We start from the raw sequence: 23,829 nt of genomic DNA, 5'->3' as shown, positions 1-23,829 counted from the left end.
TTTGCAGCACCGAATTGTCTGGCCGACAAAGGATAGTAGGTCCTGTCATGGAGGTGTGACCGTTACCCTCGCCAAGATCAGCGCTGGCGACGGCTATCAGTACTACCTGCGGCATATCGCCGCGCATGATGCGGCCGAGCGGGGGCGCTCGAGCCTGGCGGACTACTACTCCGCGCACGGTGAGTCGCCGGGGCGATGGTCTGGTGGCGGGCTGGCGGGGCTCGCGGTCCACTACCGGGGGATGCCGGTGGACGGCTCGGCGGTGCGGGCCGGGGATGTGGTGACCGAGCCGCAGATGAAGGCACTGCTGGGTTTGGGTCGCCATCCGCAGGCGGATGCGATCGAAGCGGCCGTGATCGCCGAGGAAATCAGGCGGGGTGCGAAACGCAAGGACGCGAAGCGGGCGGCGTCGCAGGCGTCGAGGTTGGGTGCGCCGTTCCGGATCTACAACGGCGCCAGCGAGTACCGCAAACGGTGCGCGGTCGCGTTCACCAACTACAACGCCGACCTCGGTCTTCCCCGGTATGCGCCGATCCCCGACGAGCAGCGGGCCGTGATCCGCACCGCGGTCGCGCGGGAGATGTTCGTCGAGAACTTCGGCCGTCCCCCGCTGGATGTCCGGGAGTTGTCGGGGTGGGTGGCGCGTAGCTCTCGTCAGCACACCACGGCGGTGGCGGGTTTCGATTGGACGTTCTCGCCGGTGAAGTCGGTGTCGACCTTGTGGGCGGTCGCGCCGCGCGCGGTGTCGAAACTGATCGAGCAGGCACATCATTGCGCGGTCGCTGATGCGATGCGCTACCTCGAGCAGCACGCCACCTACACCCGCGTCGGCCGCAACGGGGTCCGCCAGGTCGAGGTCGACGGACTGATCGCCGCGCAATTCGATCACCGCGAATCGCGTGCCGGTGACCCTGATTTGCACACGCATGTTGTGTGCGCTAACCGCTCGCGGGCTGCGGATGGGCAGTGGCGGACGCTGGATGGCGCGGTGTTCTACCGTGCCGCGGTCACCGCCTCGGAGATCTACAACACGCGCCTGGAAATGCATCTGGAGCGGCTGCTGGGCGTGCGGTTCGCCGAACGCGCGGGTCTGGATCCCGGCAAGCGCCCGATCCGGGAGATCGTCGGTGTCGACCCGGCGTTGAACGCCCACTGGTCACAGCGTGACGCGGCGATCACCGCGCGCCTGGGTGAGCTGACCGTCGCACACCAGGCGACCTACGGGCGCGAACCGCTGCCGGTGGAGATGTATCAGCTGGTGCAGCGCGCCATCCTCGACACCCGCGGACCCAAACCCGCGGCGCGGTCGCTGGCCGAACAACGCGCCGCGTGGCGACGCCAAGCCCTCGCGGTGCTCGGCGGGCAGGCGGCGTTGGCCGCGATGATCACCGCCGCATTGCATCCGGGTGCGCCGGTGCGGCCGGTGATCGACGCCGACTGGATTGCCCAGTGCGCGGACCGCGTGGTCGCGACGGTGTCGGCGCAGCGGTCGGTGTGGCGGCGTTCGCATGTGCGTGCCGAAGTCGAGCGGGTGATCCGCGGGCTGGTGCCGGTGGCGCAGTGGGCGCGCGTGAGTGCCGCGGTCGAGGAACAAGCGCTCGCGCCGACGCGGTCGGTCGCGCGCGGGAACCCGGACGTGGCCGCCCATCCCGAACTGGCGGTGGTGCCCGCGTTGTTCCGCCGCGCGGACGGCCGTTCGATCTACACCAGCGCCGACGGCCAGCTCTGCACCTCCCCGAAGGTCCTTGCCGCGGAGGCGGATCTGATCGAAATGGCGCGAACGCGCGACGGTCACGCGATTCCCGCGACCACGGTGGATGCGGCGATCGCGGCGTTCGGCGCGGATCCCGGCAACCAGCAGCGGCGGTTGAACGAGGGCCAGCTCGCGATGATCCGTGGGTTCGCGACCTCGGGTGCGGGAGTGCAGATGGCCAACGCGCCCGCGGGTTCGGGCAAGACGACCGCCATGGCGGTCCTGTCCGACGCGTGGCTGGCCGGCGGCGGCACCGTGCTGGGCCTGGCCCCGACCGCGCGCGCCGCCGCTGTCCTCGGTGGCGACATTCGGGTGCGGGTGGAGACGGTCGACAAGCTGCTGCACGTGCTGGCACGTCACACCCCCACGCGGGAGCGGTTTCTGTTCGAACCCGACCGGCTACCACCGCCGCTGCCGCAATGGGTTTTGGACATCGACACCCGCACGCTGGTCATCGTCGATGAGCACGTGCAGATCCCCGACAGCGCCCGGCTGCGGTTGCTGATGTTCCTGCGCTCGCGCGGGGCGACGGTCCGGCTGGTGGGTGACACCGAGCAGCTGCCCGCGATCGATGCCGGGGGCGCGGTGCAGGACATGATCCATGCCGCCGGGTCCCGCACTCAAACCCTCACCCATATCGTGCGTTTCGTCGACGACGCCGAGGGCGAGGCCAGCCTGCTGCTGCGTGCGGGCGACCCGGCGGGTTTGGCCTACTATCTCGACCACGGCCGCATCCACGTCGGCAGCCCCGCCGCTGTCGCCGACGCCGCATTCGCTGGGTGGCTGGCCGACCACACGGCCGGACGCGACAGCGTCATGCTCGCCGCCACCCACGCCACGGTGACCGACCTCAACCGGCTCGCGCGCCAACACCGCGTCACAACCTCCAGCGAAACACCGAGCGTGCAGGTGGCATTGGCCGACACCCTGCACGCGTCGGTGGGTGACACGATCCGCACCGGCCTCAACAACCCGCGCTTGAGCGTCGGCGCCGACGACTACGTCCGCAACGGCTACCGGTGGATCGTCACCGACCTACACCCTGACGGATCGCTGAGCGTGGTCCAGTTGCTCGAACACCGCCAGCTCGGCGCGCGGGTGCGGTTGCCCGGCGACTACGTCGCCGCCCATGTGCGGCTGGGGTACGCCGCCACCATCGGCTCCGCCCAGGGCATCACCGCCGACACCTGCCACACCGCGCTGACCGGCCACGAGGCCCGCCCCCAGTTGTATGTCGCGCTCACTCGCGGCCGCGCGGGCAACCACCTGTATCTCACCACCACCGTCGACGGCGACGAACCGTCGTTCTGGACCGAAGAAGCAGTGTTACCGCGCACCGGCCTGGAGCGCCTGATCCGCATTCTCGGTCGCGCCGACACCGACAAATCCGCCCACACCGAACTGCGAGACGCGCTGGACCCGTGGCGGCGACTGGGGCGCGCCACCGACATCTACCTCGACGCACTGTCCGTCGCCATCGATCACGTCCTCGGCGCTTCGGTGTTGGCGCGCATCGACCGCGAAGCCGACGTGTTGTGGCCCGGCCTGACCCGCAGCCGCGGCTATATCGTGTTGCGCCAGCATCTGGCGCGGCTACTGCTGGCCGGCCGCGACCCCATCGCCGAACTCGCCGCCGCGATCAAAGCCCGAGAACTCGGCTCCGCCGACGATGTCGCCGCGGTGCTGGACTGGCGACTGGACACCTCCGGCGCACACTCAGCCCCTCCCGGGCCGCTGCCGTGGCTTCCTGGCATCCCGCAGTCGCTGCACACCGACCCGGATGTCGGCCGGTTCCTGATCGCCCGCGCCCACATCATCACCGAACTGGCAGACCAGATCCGCGCTACGGCTGCCGCGTTCACCCCGGCCACCGCACCGCTGTGGGCACGACCGCTCCTCGGCACCGACCCGAGTCTTCTGGGCGACCTCGCGGTGTGGCGGGCCGCCTCGCATGTCGATGACCTCGACCGCCGCCCCGCCGGCCCGTCCCGGTTCGTCGCCGCCGAACGCCACCACCACGAGCTACTCACCGCCCGCACCAACGACGCGATCGGCGATGCCAACCTCGCGGTCAACAAATGGTCCCCCGCCGCCAAACGCATCGCCGTCGGCGTCACCGACGACCCGTTCTGGCCGATCCTCGCCGAACGGCTCGACACCGCCGACCGCGCCGGCATCGACGTGTCCGCCCTGCTGGCCACCGCCGCCGCGATACGCCCGCTGCCCGCCGAGATGCCCGCCGCCGTGCTCTGGTCACGCATCACCTTCGGCCCCAGCGCCCTGGACACCCCGCACGCAGAGGCGCCCCTCGCGCCGGCGTGGACACCGCAACTGCGGGCGGTACTCGGTGCCGAGGCCGCCGACCGAGTGCTGGCCGACCCGGCGTGGCCGAGGGTCGTCGCCGCCATCGACCGCGCCGCCGAATCCGGCTGGACTCCCCGCGAATTGCTCGAAGTCGCCAGTGAACTGCTCGTCGGCGGCCGCGCCGACCACGACCATGACCGGTTGCGGCCCGACCAGTTCGCCACCGCGCTGGCCTGGCGCATCGACGCCCTCACCCGCGCCGTCCCCGCCTACCCCGACCCACCCCCACCCAGCGAACCCCCCGACCTCGACGAGCACCCCGCCACAGAACCCGACATCCCCCCGGTCCCCGACCACATCGCCGAAACCCTGTCCGTGCCCCCGGAGGCCACCATGGACGACAACCCACCACCCCGGCCAGCGACCGACCCCACCGCCGCGCATCCACCCGACAGTCCACCACCAGCTACGGCCTCTCCCGACCCTGTGGCGCTGGCCGGTCAGATCCGCGAGGCCGCGAACCTGATCAAAGCCGGACAGGTCAGCTCCGCGGCCGACGCCATCGCCCGGCTCACCGACGCCGCCAGCCCGCTGGAACGCGACACCCTGCGACGGGTCGAGGAAACTCTGCGACGCTACGCCTTCCCCGTCGCCCGCGCACGCCTGGAACATGCCGCCACGCTGTTCCCCGACCGTGCCGAACTGATCCGTGCCTGCATCCCCGACACCGACCCCGGAACCTTCCGCCGCGACAGTGATACAAGCCAACCCTGGTACCACCGCAACAGACGCCAGTGGATCGATCCCACCCGCAAAATCCCCCTCGACCAACAGCGAGGGGAACCAGACGAGGTCTACGACTACACCACCCGCTATCTCGACTACATCATCCAACCCGACGCCGATGACCGCACGCGCGACGACGAACACCTTCCCCGCAAATCGGGTGGGGTCGTGAGATCGGTCCGGATCGGGGACAGCGACGACGAACGCCCCGTCCGCAGAACCACACTGCACCGAAGCGAGGACCCTGACCGCTTCGACGACATCGAACCCGCCCGTTCCCGCCACCGCGCGGGAGATCCGAGCCGAGACGAGCACCTGCAGGCGCTGCTGGAACCGCCGCGCGACCTACCGTGCGTGGGTTGCGGATTCGAACGCCCCCTTCTCGACCGACCCGCATTCGATCCCGCAACCGGAGACACCGAACCTGATGACGGGCTCTGCCGCGATTGCCGCGACCACGGCGTGGCAGGCATACCCGACCACGACCCCAACCTGTACATCGAGGCACGCTGCGCGCACGTCGCCGCGACCCGACCGGCGCCGGAAGCGTTGGCGTTCCTGCACCGCGACTGGCGCCGAGTCGCTCTCGCCCACCGCCACCGCATCCGCACCTGGGTACTCGAGCACGGACTCAAAACCCAAGCCGAACAAGCCCGTAGCGAGCCGACCGAAGCGGTGCGCGAGATGTCGGACACGGAACTGAGCGACCGCATCGAGCACACCCGCCGACAGATCGCGTTGACCGCCAGCATGAAAGCCGCCGAAACCCTTCCCGCGCCGCCTGTCACCGACCCCGGCGCTGCCCGGTCGCAGGGTGTTGCGGCCGCGGACGCGATCACCCACGCGCGTTCTGCCGCCGCCGCGGCAGACGAACTGGGCAAGCAACTGCACAGCATCGGCCGCAAGATCGCAGCCACACGCACCCAACTCGTTTCCGCCAAAGGCGACGCCCAACCCCTGCAGACCGCTCTCGCGGCCCTCAGCCAGACCAAACAGCAGCTGATCCAGACAGTGGCCGCCGCCAAACGCACAGCACAGGACGCCCACCGCGACGCCGAACTCCTTGCAGGACCACCCGAGCGCTGGGATGAGATCCTCGCTCACCCCGGAAGAATCCCGCCCCCAGCTGCCACTGCGGCCGAGACTGCGATCTCGGCTGATCACGAGGGCTTACACCGCCAACTCGAGCAGCTGCGCGCCGAACAACGCCGACGCGCGGCCCTCTCCCAAGCTGAGCGTGAGCGCGAACAGCCGCGCCGAGCATCCGTCCACCGTGCGCCGGAGCCGGCCGACCTCGACCCTCCTTCGAGCGTCAACGAAACACCGACCTCCGCGCCAACCGACGACTTGGGGTTGTGACCCGGTATCGCCGTCGTGTGTTGCCGAGTCGGAGTCCGGTAGCAATCGGGCGGATATGCCGTAAGTCGCTGGCAGATCCAGGTCTCGGGGTGCCGCGGCGGGGGGCGGGGACCCGACTGGACGTGGGGATCGAATGCCCGCGCATGGATCACGAGGAAGCTGACCAGCTGGTGCGTTCAGCGCGACTGTTCGCGGAGTGCGGGGCCTTCGATCAACCCGTACTCGGCGGCGGCGGTGGTGGTGAGTATCCGTTGTTGCTGGAGGTCCTCACGGATCCGGCCTGTGTCGCGCCCGGTGACTTGCGCCAGTCGAGCAAGCAGTTCGTCGAACATGGCCCGCGCGTGTTCGAGCGTCGGTTCGACACGACTGAGCGTGCCGTCCAGACGCACCGACGGCTCCCGCAACACGAACTGGGCACTTCTATAGCCGTAGCGGTGGTCACATGCTGCGAGCACTCCCAATGCTGCGCCGCCGAGCGTGCCGCTCACATAGGCGCTCACCGGCGCCCGAAGGACGTCGAGTACATCAGTGAGAGTGCTGGCGTCGAGCAGATCTGCCTGCAGCCCGTACATTTCGAGCCGGATCGGTTGGGTGCTCTCCGCGTCCAGCGTGAGCAACCGAGCGCACAAATCGGTGGCCGCTGCGGCGTCCAACAGCCCGCGCGCGATCACTGTCCGCTGCGCCAGTGACGCTTGCGCCGGTTCGATCTGGCGGGGTTCGATCCACACGTGCGTCGGCGGCGGGGCCGGAACAGACTGCGGTTCCGCGGGTCTGGCCGGGTAGAAGTTCGGAAACTCCGACGGCCAGGGCTCCCATCGGGAAGTGGGTGTGCCCGTCTCGATTCTCAAGGCTGTTCTCCGATCCGATTCGATTCAGCAGGCGTGCTCGTCACTTGCAAGGTGAGACGGGCGTCGACCGCGGCGGCGTAGCGCTGCAGCGTCGAGGTCCGCACATCGGCGTTTTCCGCTTCCAACCGCGCCACCGCCGACTGCGAGGTACCCATCCGGGCAGCAACCTCGGTCTGCGACAACCCCGCCTCCCGGCGCCGCTGCGCCAGCTCAGCGATCAGCCGTGCACGTTCCTGCGTGATCCTGCGCAACGCCATCTCCCGGAACCCGGGCAACACCGGCAGCGATTCCTCGTCCGGCGACGGGGCCACCTCCTCGCTCATACCTAAAACGATATCGCACTTTCGATATAAAGCCAGGTCCGAACCGAAGCTGCCGTCCGGACTGGTGTGAAGAGCAAAACGGATTTGGATGCTTGTCAGGCTTTGACCCAGGTCGAGGGCGGTCGAGGTGGCGGTACAGGATTCACCCTGTCCGCTTAGCGGGACTTTTCTTCGATGCTCCTCGACCCCCTGAATCGGGAGCGTCGCGCCACAGCCACACCGAGCCGTGGCCAGCGCTACCGGCAGCTGCGCACCGCACAACCGCGTTTCTCCAGCTACGGTCCAAGCTGGAGAAACGCGATCAGGAAGCTCGACACGGCACCCGCGCCGCGCACCGAGAACTGTTCGCCGACAGGAATAAACCACTCGACAACCGGAGACGGCCGCGGCAGCTGCAACGCCGCTACCGCAGACAGGAGTGACCGTTGTGGGAACGATCCTCACCCCCACCGCCGACATGGCCCCCTGGTGCGTGCAGCTCGGTAGCCGATCCGCGCACATCATCGGCGGTCAGCTACTCGCGCGCTGCGACGGTGGCGTGGGCCATTCCGGATTCGCTGTCCGCCCGGCCCAAGCCCTCGGGCTGCTGGCCGCGCTGGATCAGATTATCGACCACCCCCTATATCGGGAACAGCAGCCGAAAGCGCCCATTCGTGCCATTCTCAACCCCAGCTGGTGGGACACCTACTCCAACGGCTGGATCCGGCTCGTAGGCGGCTCCTGCCACGTCTACGGCGCCTACGGCACCGGCTGGGTACCCGCCTCCATCAACTGGATCGACGGCCGCGAAGTCGGCATGCTCGAACTCGGCTATGAAGAGATCTTCCACGTGCACGACAGGGTCGGCGCCGCACTGATCCACCTCGTGAACGCGAAGCCGACGGACTAACCGAGTGTGATGGCGACGGATGCGTGGCGGCACAGCCCGGCTGCCCGCCGACCAACGTTCGACGCATGAGCACCGCAGGCCATCCTGCGCCGCACCGGCTGAACGCGTGCGTGCACCCGGGCGGCTGTCCCGCTACCGCGTCAGCCGCGGCTACCGCCGATGAGCTGAGCAAACAACTGCTCCGCGTGGGACGGCAGATCGCCGCCGCACGGACGCAACTCATCTTCGCGACCAGCGACACCCCGCACCTCGCGGCCGCACTAGACGCGCTCAGACAGCAAATCGACGTCGATTACCGACAACCCCGCATTGACCGGCCGCCGCCACCCACGCACGTCACATGCTGGGCGGTAGTGTGGCGCGGTGGTTGAGGAGCCGCCGGCGTGGGCTTATGAAGTGGTGCAGGTGTGCCCGTATGACGCCCGCTGGCCTGCCCGGGCAAAGGTGGAGTGCGAGCAGCTGGTGGACCTGCTGGCGCCGTGGTTGGTCGAGGGAGTTGAGCACGTCGGGTCGACAGCTGTTCCAGGTCTGGCTGCGAAGCCGATCATTGATGTGATGGCGTCCGTCTCTGATCTGGACATTGTCATCGAGGAGGCATCAGAGCGCCTCGCTGCCGCGGGCTGGAGTTATGTGCCTCCGGTACTCGACCAACGGCCCTGGCGCCGCTTTTTCGTCAAACCGGACGCTGCCGGGCGACGCAGGGAAGCCCACTTGCACCTGATCCAGGCCGGAGAACCCCGCTGGGGCGAGCAGCTCCGGTTTCGCGACGCGCTGCGGGCCGACGACGGTCTCGCGCAGAGATACGCGGACCTGAAATATCGACTGGCGGCGCGCAGTAGTCACGATCGTGAAGCGTATTCAGAAGGTAAAGCTGAGTTCGTGGCACGTGCCTTGGGCAGGCGCGGTCCGGTCTGAGCGATCACCGTTGGCCCACGCTTGCAGGGCAGGCCATCGGTGACGGCAGGCCCGGTCACGAGATTCGGAAGTCGTTGAGGAAACGGAAGTCTGGTCCGAATCCTGCGTCCTCGACGGCGGCGATGGAGCCAACCGGAGCGAACCAGTCGTGCGGGACGTCGGCGGACGGTAGTCCGGGGCTGTCGGTGTGATGCTCGGGTGTGCAGCGGTGCAAGGGCCCGTTGGCGGCGTCGAGTATCAGCCGCATGTGGGGGTCGATGTGGCCGACGAAAAGGCTGCTCATCTGGCTGCGGTCTTCGCTGCGGCGCGCGGCTTCGAAGATCGCGTGCAATGCAGCGAACCGTACTGCGACGGTGCGGTGGCGCCACCACTGTCGGCACCAGGTGTACATGCCTTCGCGGCCCTGCCCGATCAGCCGCACCGAGGTCACCGGCAACAGCCATTGCTCGGTGAACTCCACGAAGGTGGGAAACCGCAGCGGCGGCGGCTCGTCTTCTCCGCCGTCGCCGGTCGGCGGGGCGGCGACGGCGGGACCGAACCATCCCGGGGGGACGGGGTCGAACGGCAGGGACGGCACGGCGACGTGTTTGGCGCGGGTGCAGCGATGCAGGGGTCCGTTGGCGGCATCGAAGATGATGTGGAAGTGCCGGTCGACATGCCCCAGCAGATAGGTGCTGACCGCGGCGGCGTCTTCGCGTGCGCGGAAGGTTTCGAACGCCGTATGCAGGTGGGCGATGCGGACGGCGACGGCGCGGTGTGCCCACCATTTGGTGCACCAGGTGTAGGTGCCTTCGCGGTTGGCTTCGGCCAGCCGCACGGTTTGCAGTGGCAGCAGCCAGGATTCGGCGAAGGTGACGAAGTCCGGAAACCGCTGCGGCGGGGGTGGTGGGGCTGTGGTGCTGCGTTTCTTGCCGGTCACAGTTCGTCCTCGTCCTCGTCCTCGTCGTCGGGGTCGAGGGTGACTGGGTGTTTCGGTGTTTCGTCGAACATGGCCAGGGAGGCGGTGATCAGCGCAGCGTGTTCACCTTGTTGCCACCAGGGTTTGCGGACCAGGATCGGTCGGTGGCCGGGCAGCCGCACCAGCGCCCGCTGCTTGGGCAGTGCCGCGAGCGCGGCGACGTTGAGGATCGGTTCGGCCCGCCAGGTCAGCGTGCGGTTGGAGCCGCCGGGGCCGACGCTGTGGGAGCGGTCGGCGACATCGTGCTCGTCGGTGACGGTGGACAGTTGCTGGAGGAACTCCGTGTCGCTGATACCGCCGCCGTAGACCTCGATCGCCTGGGCTCGCATGGTTTTCAACCCGTTTTCTCCCCACAGGTCTTTGCCTTGTTCGAGGACCTGCAAAAACGTCATGAGGATGACGCCGTGACCGCCCGCATACGTGTAGTAGCTGGGTAGCAGCGAGATGGGGCAACAGTTGGCGGCCTCATCGAGCACCGCCAGCAGCGGCACCGCCAACCGCCCGTCGGCGCGGGCCCGCGCGGCGGTGAACGCCGATTCGAGCAGTTGCCCGACCAGAGCGGCGGTCAACGGCGCCGCCGAGTCGGGGCCTTCGATGCTCAACGCGTAGAGGGTGTCGTTGCTGGTGACGAACTCGCGGGGGTCGAACTCGGGCAGATCATGCCGGGGACTGTTGACGTCGAGCCCGAGTTCGATGTCGATGTCGTTGTCGCCGCGTTCGTGGACGGTGATCCTGCGCCGGATCGGTGGGCACACCATCTGCGCGTACACCTCATCGGACAGGACGTTCAAGAATCGGCGCGCCATGTCGAACAGGCCGTCACGCTGCCGCGAGTACAGCGCTTGATACTCCAAGATCCGTTGCGCGGGGCGCAGTTTGCGCGTCTTTTTCAGGATCAGCGCCGGGGTGGTGTCCTGGTCGTGGCCGAGCCATTCGGCGACATGCAGGAGATCGCCACCGGCGCAGGCCGCGGCCAGCAGATAGCACGCCAGCAGGTCTTGCGCGCCGCCATCGAAATAGCTGTCGACGCGAGCGTCCTTTTCTTTGGATGCCGAGACGAAGAACGAGGCAAGCTTGCGGGCGGCCGCCAACGTCGTCACCTGCCGCAGCAGGTTCACCCAGAACCCGACCTGCACACTGCCGGTGACCCCTTGAGGATCCAGCAGCCATTCTCGCCCGTGCTGGCGGCGGCCCCCGACGGTGTGGCGGTAGAGGTCTGGCCGGTTGGACGTGGCCAGCACCGGCCCCCACGCCGACATCATGGCCGGAATCGCCCAGGCCATGGTTTTGCCGGTGCGAGCACCGGCCTCGATGAACACACACATCTCCGCCGGGACATGCAGTGCGAGATCACCGGCGACGGTGAACCCCAGCGGCGGACCCGGACATGCCCGCACCTGTTGCGGTGCGTCTTTGAGCAGACGTTGCGCGGCTTCGGCGTTCGCGCGCAGCGTGGCCAGGCTCAACTGCCTGGGTCGCTGCATCGTGCGCGCGGCGGAGTCGATCTCCAACCGGTCATCCCGGCGCCGCAGCATCCACAGGGCTGCCGCGCCCGCGACCGCGAGCACGAACACGAACACGACAGCGATCACTGTGGACTGCCACGGCCACGCGCGGTCACCCACGGCTACCTCGAGCAGCGCCGCTGTCGGGTTCCACCGGATCGGCAACCCCGCCGCGGCGCTGCCCAAACTCAACGCGCCCCACAGCAGCACACCGGCCGCGACGACTGCCAGCAATAGCAGCAGCGCGCTGAGTTCTTCTCCTATGCCCGCGGTGGTGCGTCGCCGCGATTCCCGCGTCGGGCTCATCGCCGCCTCCTTCCCCACAGGCGACGGCTTTGCGCTGATCGATGCGCGGCCGCGTGCGGCAGTGTGTGGCTCATATTTCTGCTCCTTGGCTGCTGATGCCGCTACCGGTGCCCCGGTCGGCGGGTGAGGACTCATTCGCCCAGGCCGCGGGGCCGCGGCCTGCGAGCATCGCGTCGGTGACCGCGCTGCCGATCGGGTTCTGCGGGTGGGAGGAACCGTGCTCGGCTGACTGGGTGGCGTCGATGCCTTTCGCACGGGATGCCTGGAGTTCGGGCATGCTGGTCGCAAACCGGTGCGCCAGGTCTTCGGCTACTGTGCGCCTCCAGGCATCGGCGACGAATGCCGGCACGCGCTCGAGTTGTGCTCGCATCGCTTGGGTCTCGGTTTCGGCGGCGGAGAGTGCGGCGCGCATCTTCTCGAAGCGCCCTAACGTGGGATCCGCGGGCTGCTGATGCCAATGCACTCCAGTGCGGCCCAGCGCGATAGCGCGTTCGATCCCCTCCGCCGCCACACCGTCAGCGCTCGCATCACGGGTGGCCGCGCGCAGTGCCCTTTCCAGCGCCGCCGCCAGCGGTGTGGACGGCGGGCCGGCATGCTGTGCTCGCACGGTGTCGGAATAGGTACGTGCTTCGCGGGCTTGGGCGGCCAAATTCTGCAGTCCCCGCAGATGTTTGGCGTGCAGTTCGTCTCGCGCGAAGTCTGCTGAGTAGTCGTGCTCGATCGGCGCTTCCTGCACATCTGTCGGCACGAGCCGATACTGGGCGAAGCGATCGACGCCGGGGGTCGCGGATGTAGAGGGGTCGGTCATTTCTCGGTCTCGCGTATCCAGCTCGGTACGTCGGGGGTGTCGAAGGTCGTGGTTATCGCGCCTGCTGGCGGCAATGTCGAGGACCATCGATGCGCTGCGGAGCCGTCGGCTGCGGTGCCGCCTGGATGACAGGTAGCTGTTGTGGCGCAGCTGATCTCGAAGGCGAGACTCCGAGCGGTTCGGGAAGAAGGCGGGTTCGCGGTGCTCGTTGGTGGCGTGGGTGCTATCGACTGGCTGTGGGCGAGATCGCCGTCAGGTCGTGGTGGGTGGGTTCGTGCTCGGCTCGCTGGTCGGACGCTCACTGATATTCCTCGACTCGTTCTGGCTGGCGGGGGCATTCATGGGGTCGGCGGTTCATCGGTCGACTCCGACGTCGCGCGGGGGTTCGGCTGCCGAGGCAGGTCGGCTGTCGAGGTGGGGTGCGGCGTACCAGGCCCGGTTGCCTTTGGCCGGCATGATGTCGGTGATCGCGGACCCGACCGGCGCGACGACGCCGCGCGCTCGGCGCGTGCGAGGGGGATCGTCGAACAGCCGGTCACGCAGCAGGGTGTGCAATGCGTCTTGCGCCCGAGCGATCAGCGCATCCGGCCGCGGCGGCTCCTCCCAGTCGACCGCGGAGGAAGGCACCGCGGTGGTGTGCAAGGTTCGGCGCAACTCGGTGAGCGAATTGTGTGCTTTCTCAGCGATATGTGGTGCGGCGTAACGGCGCCATGCCTCATCGAGGCTCGAGAGCGGGACGTCGGCATAACGGCTGACGAGCTGCCGCAAGTCGGCGTCGGTGAGTTCCCACGGACTGCCGGGTTCCTGCCGCGTCAGTCGGAGTGCATCCGCCGCGCGGGCAGCGCAAGCCCACAGGGCCTGCATGTTGGCGCGGAACTGGCGTGCTGCCGTGGGGGTTGGCTCCCGCTCGATGCCGGCGATGGTGAGGCGATGCGTGCGCACGGCGGCGATGACGGCCATGTCGTTCAACTGGCGGGTGTCGTCGGTGAGGCGGCTCCTTACCCGGCGGCCGCGCGGTCGGGCCGGCTTGGGGAATCGTTGCTCGTCGCTCCATTCCTGGCCGGCTCGGCCCCATTCGTGGGCTCGTTTGATCCATTGGGCGGGTACACCGATGCTGTCGGCACTGGTTTCGGCGCGTTTGCGCTGTTGGGTGAATCCCTCGATGTGCGTGAGCATTTCGCTGACCGTCGTTACGTCCGCGTCCGCGCTGAGCATGCGTTGGCGCAGGCGGGCGGTGCGGGCGGCCAGTTGCTGGATCGTGCGCAGCAGCGCTGCCTGCTCGGCAGGGATGTCCCCGGCACGCACCGTCGAGGGTGGTCGACTCATCGCCTGCTCCGCCGCTGCCCGCCACCCACGATCACACCGCCGCGATCCAGGTGGCCTGCGCCCCGGCCTGCCCGTCGGCAAGACAGGTCATGCGGGCCGGGCAGGGCCGCCGCCGCGCGGTCTGGGGTGGCGCCGAGGCAGCGACCGGGGTCGCCCGCAGGCGGTGGCAGCCGCGCTGGTGGTTCGCGCACGGAACATCGACGTTGCGCGGGGGCGGCATGTCCATTCGGGGCTGTCTCCTTCCAGAGGCGTGCTTGTACGCGGGCGCTGTCGACAGCTGCGCGGGCCTGCGCGCTGCTTGCCTCGGCCGCCTGGGGGGTGCTGGTGTCTAGAGGTCGGCCGAGGCTCCCCTCTCGGCCGCGGCCGGTGCGGGGAATTGGCTATCGGCGGGGTTCGCTGCGGAGGTGCGCTGAACTCCAGGCGGGAGAACGGCGTCGATAGCGGTCCCGGTGCTCGGCGCCGTTTGTTGCGGTGGGGTTGTCTCGATGAACAGTGCGCGCATGAGCGGGGCGGCGGTGTGCGGGAGCGATTCGGTTTCGGCAGCCGAGGTCAGGTCGGCGACGCGGTCGTGCCAGGCCTCGCGCCGCTGCAGAAACGGCGCGCTCAACGCTTCGGCGGAACAGGCGAGTTCATCAAGGCTGGCGCGCAGCTGGCTGCGTTGCTGCTCATCGATCCCGGCGCCGGACAACGCTCGGTCAAGTGTGTGCACTGCGGTGGTGAAACTGATCCGTCCGCGTGTGTCATCGTCATAGGCCTCTCGTCCTTGCGCGAGCTCGTAGATGTGGTCCTGCACCGACGAGCAGACGATGTCGCTGATCGCGCCCACCACCTCGTCGGCGGTATCCCTCTGCACCACTGCGACCCCCGCCTGGTCGAGGGCCTGTTCGATCACCCTTGCGGCGCGGTCAGCCAAGTCGTGCACTTGGCGGGAATACCGGGCCATATCTCGGGCCTGCTTGTGCCGTTCACTGACAAACAGCAACGCCGGCATTTCCGCCGCGCCGGTAGCGAACTGATCGAGGACCTGACGCACCCGGGCGCGTTCGATGCCCAGCAATCCTTCGCCGTGATCGATCTGCTCGACGATCGCGGTGCGAGTGGCGTGCACGTCCCGAAGAAGGTGATGGACCTGGTCGAGGACGCGGTCGGTGAACGCTTCGGGGTCGAGCGCCAGGCGCTCGGCGGCCTGGTGGACATCGCGCGTTGCTGCGGTGTAGTTCCACACCAGTCGCTCGAGTTCCGCGCGGTGGGCTTGGCGCGGCCAGGCAAGCTGCGGCATCCGGGACCCGTAGGCCACCGCCATGTGCAGCTGGCGGGCGAATCGCCTGTCCGGCTCCGACAAAGACAGCGCTGCTGCCTCGAACCAGGGACCGGTCACATATTCTTCGGGGCCGAGGAAGTCGCTACGGCGCGGTGCGCGGGCTTCTTCCATCTCCCGCCGCAGCATCCCGGTCAATTCCGCGCGGGCATCGACCATCACCGGTGCGTCGGTCAGCAGATCCAGCTCCGCGGTGTCGCCGAGCAGGTAGGCGAGCACGAACACCACTCTGCGGCGATCGGATTCGCCGATCCCCGCCGCGGTAAGCGCGGCATCCAGCCGGACGTTGCCCTCGCCGCCGCGAGGGTCGGACACCGCCCGCAAGGCTCGTGCCTCGTCTCGGGCGGGTAAGCCCGCCGCGGAGATGAGCGTGGCCGCGGCGTGTCTGGCCATCCGAGCTTGTCGCGCGCGCAGGATGGCTTCGCGGCGCTGTTGAGCGCCGAGGGCGTCGAAGCCGGGGTCGACGGCGACTGTGGCTGCCTCGGCGTCGATCAGCACCCCGTAGGTGTGGCGGTAGTGCGCCACCAGCCGTGCCAGCCGCTGTCGAGCGAGCGTGGAGTGCTCGCTCGACACCACTGCCTCGGTCAACGCGGCAGTGAGAGTCTCTGGTGACCCAGCGAGGTCGACGGCACCCAGCCGGTGCTCGACGCTGTCACCCAAGCGGTCGCGGTGGGTCTTGGTGCCCTGGGACTCGCGCTGGCGGGCAGACACAGCTCGGGCGCGGTGCAGCGCTACGACCGCCAGCAAATATCCCAACCGTTGGTGTCGCCCCGCCGCTGGCGGACCGATCAATGTGGGGCGCCTGCGCTCATCGCCGTTCTCGGTCATCGAGCATCCTCGTATCGTCTGATTGCGCCGACGCCGCTCGCCCAGCACCTGCCGGGACGCGGGAACCACCAGCAGGTCGTCCGCGGCGGTGGCGTGGTCTCCCCCGGCAGTGCGACAGGTGCGTGCATTGCGCTCACAGAGATGCGGTCAGTCATGGCCCGACCTCGCTGGCGGCGACCTTGTCTGGTGCGCTGGCCTGCGGACCGTGACCGGCATCGACATCCGCCTGCGCGACGGGGTCTGCGACGGCGTTCGCTGCGGCGACGGCGTCGCCGATCGGTCCTCCGGTGTCGGATTCGGGGCTTGCGTCCGCGGCGAGCAGGTTCGTCAGGTATCGGGCCGCGGCAACGGTGGCCGGGTCCGCGTCCGGGGCCTGCGCGTCCTTGAGGATGTTCACCAGCGCCTCGACAGAATCCGGGCCGAAGTCACTCAGATCGCGCAGTGCGGAGTCGAATTCGCTGGGATCGCGACCGGTGTCGCCGCGGAAACGCTCGCTGAAGGCGTCGGCAGCGGCGGGATCGGCTGTGCTCATCGCGGCAGCGAACCGACCCGCGGCGGCCATCGCATGATCGGAACGCTGCTGGTTGCCGGTCAGTTTCTGAGTGAGTTCTGCGGCGCGCTCACGGAGGTACATTTGCTGCTGGATGGACGCCTTTTGCAGAGTATGAAGTTCGTCTGCCCGGGTTTCGCGCTTGTCGTAGGCTTCGATCTTCTTGTCGTGTAACTGGCCTTCTCGTTCCTCCGCGTTGCTTTCTCGCTGCTTACGTCTGGTCTGGTCTTCCCGCTTGATCTGCGTTTCGGTGTCCGCGGCTGCTTTTCGCGCCTTGGAGGCACCGATTTGGGCTTTCGTCGCTGTGTCGCGGCGAGTGTTCTCTGCGGCGCTGTCGCTGTACTTCAGGCCGAACTCGGCGACTCGCACTTGGTTCTGCAGGTCTGTGCTACCTCCCCTGGCCGCGGTTTCGCGTTCCTCGCGCGCATTTCGCTGGGCGCTGTCGAGGTTGCGGCGTGCAACATCCTCATTCGCGATGTCGATCTCACGTTGCCGCTGGCGCATCGCGATATCGTGACGATCCTGACTGCGACCGTCTTCGGCAGCGATGCTGCCCATCCTGGATGCGTGGAGTTCGGAATCTCGCATAATCCGTAACTGGCTTTCCAGCGCGGAGCGGGCGTCGGCGTTCAACCCCCGCACGAGCTCGGCGACCCTCTGGGCGAAGTTGACTCCGTTGATGATCCCGCCGAATGACCGGCTGATCTCGTCGACAGGTTCACTCAACGCGACCGCCAGGTTCGGCCGTGGCGCGGCGCGCGAATCAGTTGTCCATTCGCGTTCGGTGACAGATCGGCGGTCACCACATCGTCTCCTTAGGAATTCGATGCGCGGCTATCCGGGGAACACACCCGCAGGGGACTGGGGTGGCGAATGTGTTCCCGATGCGAACCCCACACCCGAGAGTGCAATTACGAGGGGCTCGCTTCTATGACACACCGACCGGCACCTGCGAAACCAGCGGCTCACACGATGCGCTCTGCATTAATGCTCAGTTGCATCAGATGAATTCAACGCGACCACGTGGCCGCGGTTCGCGGTGGAAACCGGCGTCCTATCGGCGCTGACCTGCGGCGAAGGGCAAGCGTCGCAGACCCGCCGCTATCCCCCGTACTCGTGGCTCGTGTTCGTCGACGTCCTCCGATGCGAGGTGTCGCGTCGCTGCGGGGGCGCATGGGTGTGTTGTGACAGGATGTCGGGTGCGGGGAAGCGGCGAGGGTGTTCACCCGGGGCGGGGCTACACCGGAGGGTGTGACTCACCGCTGGTGGGGCACAGTCGCGCGTTCCACTCTCTGGCCCTTGGGGTCTGAACGTGTTGTGGATGTATGCCCGGCTGTGTCGTGGCCCGGGTAGAGGAAGAGGCGGGATGAAGTTCGTGTGGCGTTGCGCGCCAATAGTATTTGCTCTGGCCGTGACAGCGTGTTCGCAACAGGTTGCGGGAACACCGGGACCACAACCGGCGGATGCTGCCCCGACATTCGGAGTGCGGGTGCCGGCGGGGGATCGGCAGAAGCTCGACCTCGCAGAGCAGATCCGGTCGGTGGATCCGTGCGGATTCTTCGATCAGGACAGGATATCCGCTGGTTACGGGCAGATCTCCACGCTGGGACCGGACGCGAGGATCAGCACCTGCGAGGTCGGGGTATTGCAGTTCAATCGCAAACAGGTCCCCTCGCGCGTGACAATCGACATGGCCAGCTACCCGCCGACCGATGATGAGGTCAACAAGCAGATCGCGGGCGAAACGGTCACCGTCGACGGCGTCCGCAACTCCTACGGCAACTGCGCCTACAAGGTGCCGATGCGCTTCCCGGTCCGGCCTACCGGCGGTGCGGCGGCGCCCGACATCGTCGAAGTGCCGACCGTTGCGTATGTGACAGTCAGCTCGGCGGGATTCACCCCCGACACGCTGGGCTGCCAACTGGTCGAGGAAACTGTCACCAACATCGTGACCGCGTTCCGGGACAACAAGATCCCCCGCCGCACCAATGCCCAAGTCGATGTGCCGTTGACCCGCCGCAGCCCGTGCGAGTTGATGCAACACCTGCCCGCGGGGCTTATCGTGGAGAAGCTCGAGGCCGAGACCGAACCGTATGAGTGCCGCTTCCAGCTGCGAAAGCCCGGGGAAAGCCAGTACTTCACCGACATGGTCAGCGCCGGGTTCAAAATGGTTTCCGCCGACACCGCGATGAAACCGTTCTCTACGTTCGTGGCCGTGCAGGTCGACGGCAAACCGGTGCTGATCGACCGCAACATCGCTGTCGGCGAGCCGCGTTGCTCGGTGTGGTTTGCAGCGGGCCCGGTGGTCGACACCTACCGCCCAGGAGCCCCGGCCACAGCGTCGACGAAAAATGCCGCACGCTGGCAGCCGATAGTGACGTTGCTGGGACCATGCCGAGTCACCGATGCGGTGACCCCCGCGGCACTGAAACTGTTCGGAGCCAACGGATGAGAATCCCCTCGACGCCCTTGATGTGTCTCGCGTTGGCCGTGCTCGCATTGTCTGGCTGTACGGCGAGCGGCGACGGCGCTGCCACACCGCTGGGGATGCATTACCGCGACAAGCTCACGGGCGGCACCTCGGTCGACGACCTCGTCGAACGCGATGAAGCTCGCCTGCTCGACCCGTGCGGCATGCTCGACGAATCTTCCGTCAACGCACTGGGTCCCTCGTTGTACTTCGGAATCGGGCAAGAACTCGACGAATGTGTGGTCCGGCTGGATCGCGCCGCCCTCACCCAGGGCGTCACCACCGTCGGCGTGTCCCTGTCGGTACTGCCGGATTTCAGCGGTGACCAGTTCCGCGTCGGCAACCGGCGTGCGTCGGCGCTGCGCATGGACGACACCTGCTTCATCGCACTGCAATACAACCAGCGCCGCGCGTTCCACTATTCGGCCACCGCACGGGCCGGCGTCGACCCGTGCACCCCACTGCGGGCGATCGTGACCGCGTCAGCTCCGCTGCTCGAACACAACCCCTTACGCGTGAACTCGACCAGGATGCCGAAAACCAAAGGCGCCACGAAAGATCCCTGCGCCGCCTTGGACACGGGCTTCGACGCGACGCAGAAGTTCTACCTGCGCGCGTTCTCCCCCTACGACTGCGATGCATGGCTGGGCGACTACACCAGCAGCGACAGCAACAGGTTCTCCATCTCGGTGTTTACTGTCGCGAAATCGCAAGCGACCTATGTGCCTGCGCAGGCACGCAAACTGCTGCTGGCCGGCGTGGACTCGGTCGAGGAAAGCGGCACCGGTGACCATTGCAGCATCCGCGCCTACGTCGGGGTCGGTCAGCCGTTCCCGACCCGAGGCTGGGACGGTACACCCGAAGACCGCATCGAGGCGGTGAAGGTCAGTGGGCCTGGCTGCACCCAAACCCGCAACCTCGCCCTCGCTGCAGTCAAGGCATACCAGAACTGACCCAGCATCCGCATGCAGCCGTGCGCAGGCCGACGCTTCCCACCATCGCTGCTGCAAGCCTCCACTGGACGGTCCGGCTGTCGCGCCGCCTGGTCGGCTACGACACGCTGACCCGATCAGGGGTTCCGGACTGGCAGGGTCTCGTAATCGCCGAAAATGCAACGAGGTTCCCGTAGTGCCTGCTCAGATCCCGAGTGGCCCACGAAGCCGTGAGCGATCAGGAGGTCGTCCCGGATCGCTGTGAGATTTCCTGGTATGACTGGTTGCCGGAAACTCAGCTAGCGGTGGCGGCGCGCCGCCCGCAGTTCGGGGTCGAGCCGTTCCCGCATCGGCGGGTCGGCCCCGGGGCCGGCGAGGAAGGCCAGCTTCACCTCGGAGAGGGGGCGCCCGCTGTCCCGGTCGACGAGGCCGGGCACGATCTCGGCACCCGTCTCCTGATCGGTCAGCACCACACTGGGCTCGCCGGTTCCCGCGTGCTTGCGGCCCCAGGCGTACAGCGCGACCAGCACCGGAGACAGGTCGCGGCCCTTGTCGGTGATGATGTACTCGTAGCGAGGCGGGGACTGGCGGTAGCGGCGCCGCTCGAGCAGCCCGGACTCGACCAGGGTGCGCAGCCGCTTGGTGAGCATGGCCGGGGCGATGCCGAGATTGCGCTCGAACTCGTCGAACCGGGTGAAGCCGTCGAGCGCGTCACGCACGATCAGCAGCGTCCACCAGTCGCCCACGTACTCCAGCGCGCCCGCGATCGGGCATCCCAGCGCCTCGAAACTCGTCCGTCGCACCCGCAGATCCTTTCACACACCCCCGAGTAACTTTCATCATAGTAGTCACTCGAGCTACGGTGAGCGCCACGGCCGGATCCCGGCCGCTCCCGTGAACCATCGAAAGGCGCACCCGTGACCCCCTCCTCCCCCGGCAGCCCCCGGACCACACTCGTGATCGGCGCGGGCGGGCGCCACGGCGGCACCGGCTCGCACGTCGTGCGACGCCTGCGCGAGCAGCAGCACAGCGTCCGGGTGCTGGTGCGCACCGATGACGAACGCGCACAACATTTTCGCGATCTCGGTGCCGAGATCGCCGTGGGTGATCTGCACGACCTGCGGACCCTCGACGCGGCGGTGCGGGACGCGGACACGGTGTACTTCACCTACCCCGTCGCCCCCGGCATCGTGCAGGCCGCCACGAATCTCGCGGCCGCCCTCCGCCGGGCCGGAACCGCGCCACGGCTGGTGGTGATGTCCATGGCGGTCGCCGCCGCCGACAACCCCAGCGGGCTCGGCCGCGCGCAGTGGGCTGCCGAGGAGGTGCTGAGCTGGGCGGGACTCGAGCCGACGGTCCTGCGCTTCGCGGCACTGTTCTACGAGAACATCACACTGCTGCACGCCGAAGCCATCCGCCGCACTGGCGCTTTCGCCAACAGCTTCGGTGCGGGCGTGGTGCCGTGGATCAGCGGCCGAGACGCCGCCGACCTGGCGGTGACCGCGCTGACCGACCTCGACCGCTACCCCCGCGGCAGCACGCACTACCCGCAGGGGGTCGCCGTGCACAGCCATGCCGATATCGCCACGCTCATCAGTGCCGAGACCGGCACACCGGTCCGGTTCGGCCACATCCCCGCCGAGCGGTGGCAGCGCGAACTCGAAGAGCTCGCGCATCACGACCCCGCGATCAATATCGGCATGGCACAGCACATCTCGACCATCGGGGCCGGATTCTCCCGGTTCCCCGCCCTCCCGCCCATCGATACCACCGCGCTCACCGAGGCCATCGGCCGCAAGCCGCAGAGCTTCGCCGAGTACCTCCACGAGAACCGCGACCACTTCGTCGCGACCTCCGCGCGCTGATCCCGGATCCGACGAAACTCGGACTCGGCTGCCGCGCAACGACTCTCGGCCCGAAGCCGTAGCGGACACCCCCGCCGAGTAGGGACGTCAATAGTGGCGTGGTGCGATGGTGATCGAGGTCAGGTGACGAACGCCATCGCAACCTTCCCCCGGTCGACTGGACTTCGCTGCCCGAACCGTCGCCCAGACGGTTCGCGCACAATGCGACGTGACCTCGACACCGACGGATGAGATGGAGCCGAGCGGGGCGGGCCGGCCGGGTTCCTGGTCGGCTTCTTCTCGCCCGTGCCCCCGGACGCCGCCTACATCCACGCCGTCGGGGTGGGCGCCGGAGTGCTGCGGCACCGGACTGGCACGCACGCTCTACCAGTGCTTCTCCGAACAGGCCGGAGCGGCAGGGCGGAGCACCCTGGATGCGATCACCTCGCCGGTGAACGAGGGCTCGATCGCCTTCCACCCGGCGCCCGGCCCGTTGCGGTCACCGCCCGCGCCGAACACAACGGACCGGGCGAAGATCGGGTCCTGCTCCGGCGCAGGCTGGATCGCTGACCTCATGCCGGGTCGGGGATCCAGCTCTGGGCTGAAGACCTCGTACGCGGCATCCATCGCGATCTGACCTCGCTGCTTGGGTCCGGAACCGATCACCGTCACCGACCAGGGACTACGCCATATCCGTTGATTTTTCGGCAATCCGGGACCCCGATCACCGCCACCGGCGAAGACGGTGATTGGCGTCGTGGCGGTGTGCTGCACGCAGCGTGGGAGGCCGCGCAGCAGTGGGCGCCTTTGCTGGGGGCTCGGTGCGGGTTCGCCGGTCTACTTGCCGTAGAACTCGAGGATCGCTGCTGCGGTTCGCTGCAGTGCAGCGCATCCTGCCATCGTGGATATGTCCACGACGTCCACCCATCGCTCGGGGCCGCTGCTGCTGATGTCGTCGGTGAAGTTGCGGGTGTGCGAAGAAACCGTGTTCGGGTAAAGATCCGCTGAGCAGTGCCCGGTGGGGCTGTCTTTGTATCCACGGTTGATCTGCAGTTGCCCGCCACCCACGTCGTGGACCTTGCCGTCTTTGCGGGCCCACTCGAGCATCTCGAGCGTCTTCTGTGTGTAGGCGATCTTCTGGGTGGTCGTCTCGTCGTCACCGTCGAGGGTGAAACTGCAGTAATACGGACGCATATTGGTCTCGACACGCAGCCGCGGCCGGTTCTTGCCGATGACCGACAGGGCCGCGCACGGGTCCAGCCGAGCCAGGGGTGTATCGAGCACACGCTGGGAATGCGCGCGAAGCGGTGTGCTGTTCAGCATCGGCAGCGCGGCACGCACGAATGCCATTGCCTCCGTGCACGTATCAGAGTTCTCTCGTCCTTTGACCCAGAACATGAAGTCCCGTACGTGGTAAGGGACCGTGGCCATGCAGCCGTCAGCCGGGCGAAGACGCACGCCCACCCCGTCGATCATGGTCGCTGCGGTCTGATTGTCGTGCTGACCGGTGTTGATCTCGACTTGGTAGATTCCGTTGGGGCCGATACTGGGTCTGAACCGCAGAATGCAGCTGTCGAAATCCTGGCCCTGCCCGAAGTAGACCGGCGCACCGAGCGTCGTGATCGCGGCCTGATTGACGAAACCACAGGCATCCAGTTCCCGGACCCGGTCCGACACCGCCAAACGCGCTTGCTCTTCGGCGCTCAACACCCGCCGGTAACTCGATGGGCCATTGTCGGCGATTCGCGGGAGCGCGGCACCGGCGACCTCACGCCCGCATCCGCTCAGCAACGTCATCGGCAGTAGC

18 protein-coding genes are annotated in these 23,829 nt (G+C 67.8%); 6 read left to right on the top strand and 12 right to left on the bottom strand.

The features are described from left to right. Positions 1–55 precede the first annotated feature (55 nt). The gene (gene mobF, locus ACZ6DL_RS32930; RefSeq protein ID WP_466056990.1) at positions 56–6,202 is read left to right on the top strand and encodes a MobF family relaxase; all 6,147 of its coding nucleotides are present in this window, start codon (positions 56–58) and stop codon (positions 6,200–6,202) included. Positions 6,203–6,378: 176 nt separating this feature from the next. On the opposite strand, the gene ACZ6DL_RS32925 is transcribed toward mobF, so the two are convergent. Both ACZ6DL_RS32925 and ACZ6DL_RS32920 read right to left on the bottom strand, forming a co-directional pair. Beyond that, a complete protein-coding gene (locus tag ACZ6DL_RS32925; RefSeq protein WP_466057081.1) occupies positions 6,379–6,930 on the bottom strand; it encodes an ATP-dependent Clp protease proteolytic subunit in 552 nt (183 codons plus the stop codon). 116 nt (positions 6,931–7,046) lie between these two features. Next, on the bottom strand, positions 7,047–7,373 hold the full coding sequence (locus ACZ6DL_RS32920) for a helix-turn-helix domain-containing protein (protein WP_466056988.1): 327 nt from the start codon (positions 7,371–7,373) through the stop codon (positions 7,047–7,049). Positions 7,374–7,800: 427 nt separating this feature from the next. On the opposite strand from ACZ6DL_RS32920, the gene ACZ6DL_RS32915 reads away from it, so the two are divergent. Together ACZ6DL_RS32915 and ACZ6DL_RS32910 are read left to right on the top strand one after the other, a co-directional pair. Beyond that, positions 7,801–8,262 carry a hypothetical protein gene (locus tag ACZ6DL_RS32915; protein WP_466056986.1) on the top strand — a complete coding sequence of 154 codons (462 nt, stop codon included), beginning with the start codon at positions 7,801–7,803 and terminating at the stop codon, positions 8,260–8,262. Between the two features lie 363 nt (positions 8,263–8,625). Beyond that, positions 8,626–9,177 (top strand): GrpB family protein, encoded by a 552-nt coding sequence (locus tag ACZ6DL_RS32910; protein WP_466056984.1) that lies wholly within the window; start codon positions 8,626–8,628, stop codon positions 9,175–9,177. Between the two features lie 55 nt (positions 9,178–9,232). On the opposite strand, the gene ACZ6DL_RS32905 is transcribed toward ACZ6DL_RS32910, so the two are convergent. From ACZ6DL_RS32905 to ACZ6DL_RS32875, 7 genes are all read right to left on the bottom strand, one after another. Beyond that, positions 9,233–10,096 (bottom strand): DUF4913 domain-containing protein, encoded by an 864-nt coding sequence (locus tag ACZ6DL_RS32905; RefSeq protein ID WP_466056982.1) that lies wholly within the window; start codon positions 10,094–10,096, stop codon positions 9,233–9,235. Beyond that, entirely contained in the window at positions 10,093–11,946 is a 1,854-nt protein-coding gene (locus tag ACZ6DL_RS32900) for a type IV secretory system conjugative DNA transfer family protein (RefSeq protein ID WP_466056981.1), read from the bottom strand. The genes ACZ6DL_RS32905 and ACZ6DL_RS32900 overlap by 4 nt, the downstream gene beginning before the upstream one ends. Before the next feature lie 70 nt (positions 11,947–12,016). Further along, complete coding sequence (locus tag ACZ6DL_RS32895; RefSeq protein WP_466056979.1) at positions 12,017–12,694, bottom strand: hypothetical protein; 678 nt, start codon at positions 12,692–12,694, stop codon at positions 12,017–12,019. 414 nt (positions 12,695–13,108) lie between these two features. After that, positions 13,109–14,080 carry a hypothetical protein gene (locus ACZ6DL_RS32890; protein ID WP_466056977.1) on the bottom strand — a complete coding sequence of 324 codons (972 nt, stop codon included), beginning with the start codon at positions 14,078–14,080 and terminating at the stop codon, positions 13,109–13,111. 31 nt (positions 14,081–14,111) lie between these two features. After that, on the bottom strand, positions 14,112–14,306 hold the full coding sequence (locus ACZ6DL_RS32885; protein ID WP_466056975.1) for a hypothetical protein: 195 nt from the start codon (positions 14,304–14,306) through the stop codon (positions 14,112–14,114). A gap of 102 nt (positions 14,307–14,408) precedes the next feature. After that, positions 14,409–16,226 (bottom strand): hypothetical protein, encoded by a 1,818-nt coding sequence (locus tag ACZ6DL_RS32880; protein WP_466056973.1) that lies wholly within the window; start codon positions 16,224–16,226, stop codon positions 14,409–14,411. A 151-nt stretch (positions 16,227–16,377) separates the two neighbouring features. Continuing rightward, positions 16,378–17,502, bottom strand: coding sequence for a hypothetical protein (locus ACZ6DL_RS32875; protein ID WP_466056971.1), 1,125 nt, complete (start codon positions 17,500–17,502; stop codon positions 16,378–16,380). Positions 17,503–18,142: 640 nt separating this feature from the next. Here ACZ6DL_RS32875 and ACZ6DL_RS32870 point away from each other — a divergent pair. Together ACZ6DL_RS32870 and ACZ6DL_RS32865 are read left to right on the top strand one after the other, a co-directional pair. Next, positions 18,143–19,228, top strand: a complete 1,086-nt coding sequence (locus tag ACZ6DL_RS32870) for a hypothetical protein (RefSeq protein ID WP_466056969.1) — start codon at positions 18,143–18,145, stop codon at positions 19,226–19,228. Then, on the top strand, positions 19,225–20,199 hold the full coding sequence (locus tag ACZ6DL_RS32865) for a hypothetical protein (RefSeq protein WP_466056967.1): 975 nt from the start codon (positions 19,225–19,227) through the stop codon (positions 20,197–20,199). Before ACZ6DL_RS32870 ends, ACZ6DL_RS32865 begins: the two co-directional genes overlap by 4 nt. Before the next feature lie 278 nt (positions 20,200–20,477). Here ACZ6DL_RS32865 and ACZ6DL_RS32860 read toward each other — a convergent pair whose 3' ends face one another. Next, positions 20,478–20,981 (bottom strand): winged helix-turn-helix transcriptional regulator, encoded by a 504-nt coding sequence (locus ACZ6DL_RS32860; RefSeq protein WP_357809295.1) that lies wholly within the window; start codon positions 20,979–20,981, stop codon positions 20,478–20,480. Between the two features lie 114 nt (positions 20,982–21,095). Here ACZ6DL_RS32860 and ACZ6DL_RS32855 point away from each other — a divergent pair, with 114 nt between their 5' ends. Beyond that, positions 21,096–22,043 carry an NmrA family NAD(P)-binding protein gene (locus ACZ6DL_RS32855; protein ID WP_466056964.1) on the top strand — a complete coding sequence of 316 codons (948 nt, stop codon included), beginning with the start codon at positions 21,096–21,098 and terminating at the stop codon, positions 22,041–22,043. A 363-nt stretch (positions 22,044–22,406) separates the two neighbouring features. Here the strand turns inward: ACZ6DL_RS32855 and ACZ6DL_RS32850 are convergent, their stop codons facing one another. Both ACZ6DL_RS32850 and ACZ6DL_RS32845 read right to left on the bottom strand, forming a co-directional pair. Beyond that, a complete protein-coding gene (locus ACZ6DL_RS32850) occupies positions 22,407–22,694 on the bottom strand; it encodes a hypothetical protein (RefSeq protein WP_466056962.1) in 288 nt (95 codons plus the stop codon). 165 nt (positions 22,695–22,859) lie between these two features. Continuing rightward, positions 22,860–23,819, bottom strand: a complete 960-nt coding sequence (locus ACZ6DL_RS32845) for a hypothetical protein (RefSeq protein WP_466056960.1) — start codon at positions 23,817–23,819, stop codon at positions 22,860–22,862. Between the last annotated feature and the right edge of the window lie 10 nt (positions 23,820–23,829).

It is taken from the genome of Nocardia sp. NPDC041819 (assembly GCF_055590505.1).
The sequence above is the reverse complement of the archived record's forward strand: the minus strand, read 5'-3'. Positions and strand labels throughout refer to the sequence as shown.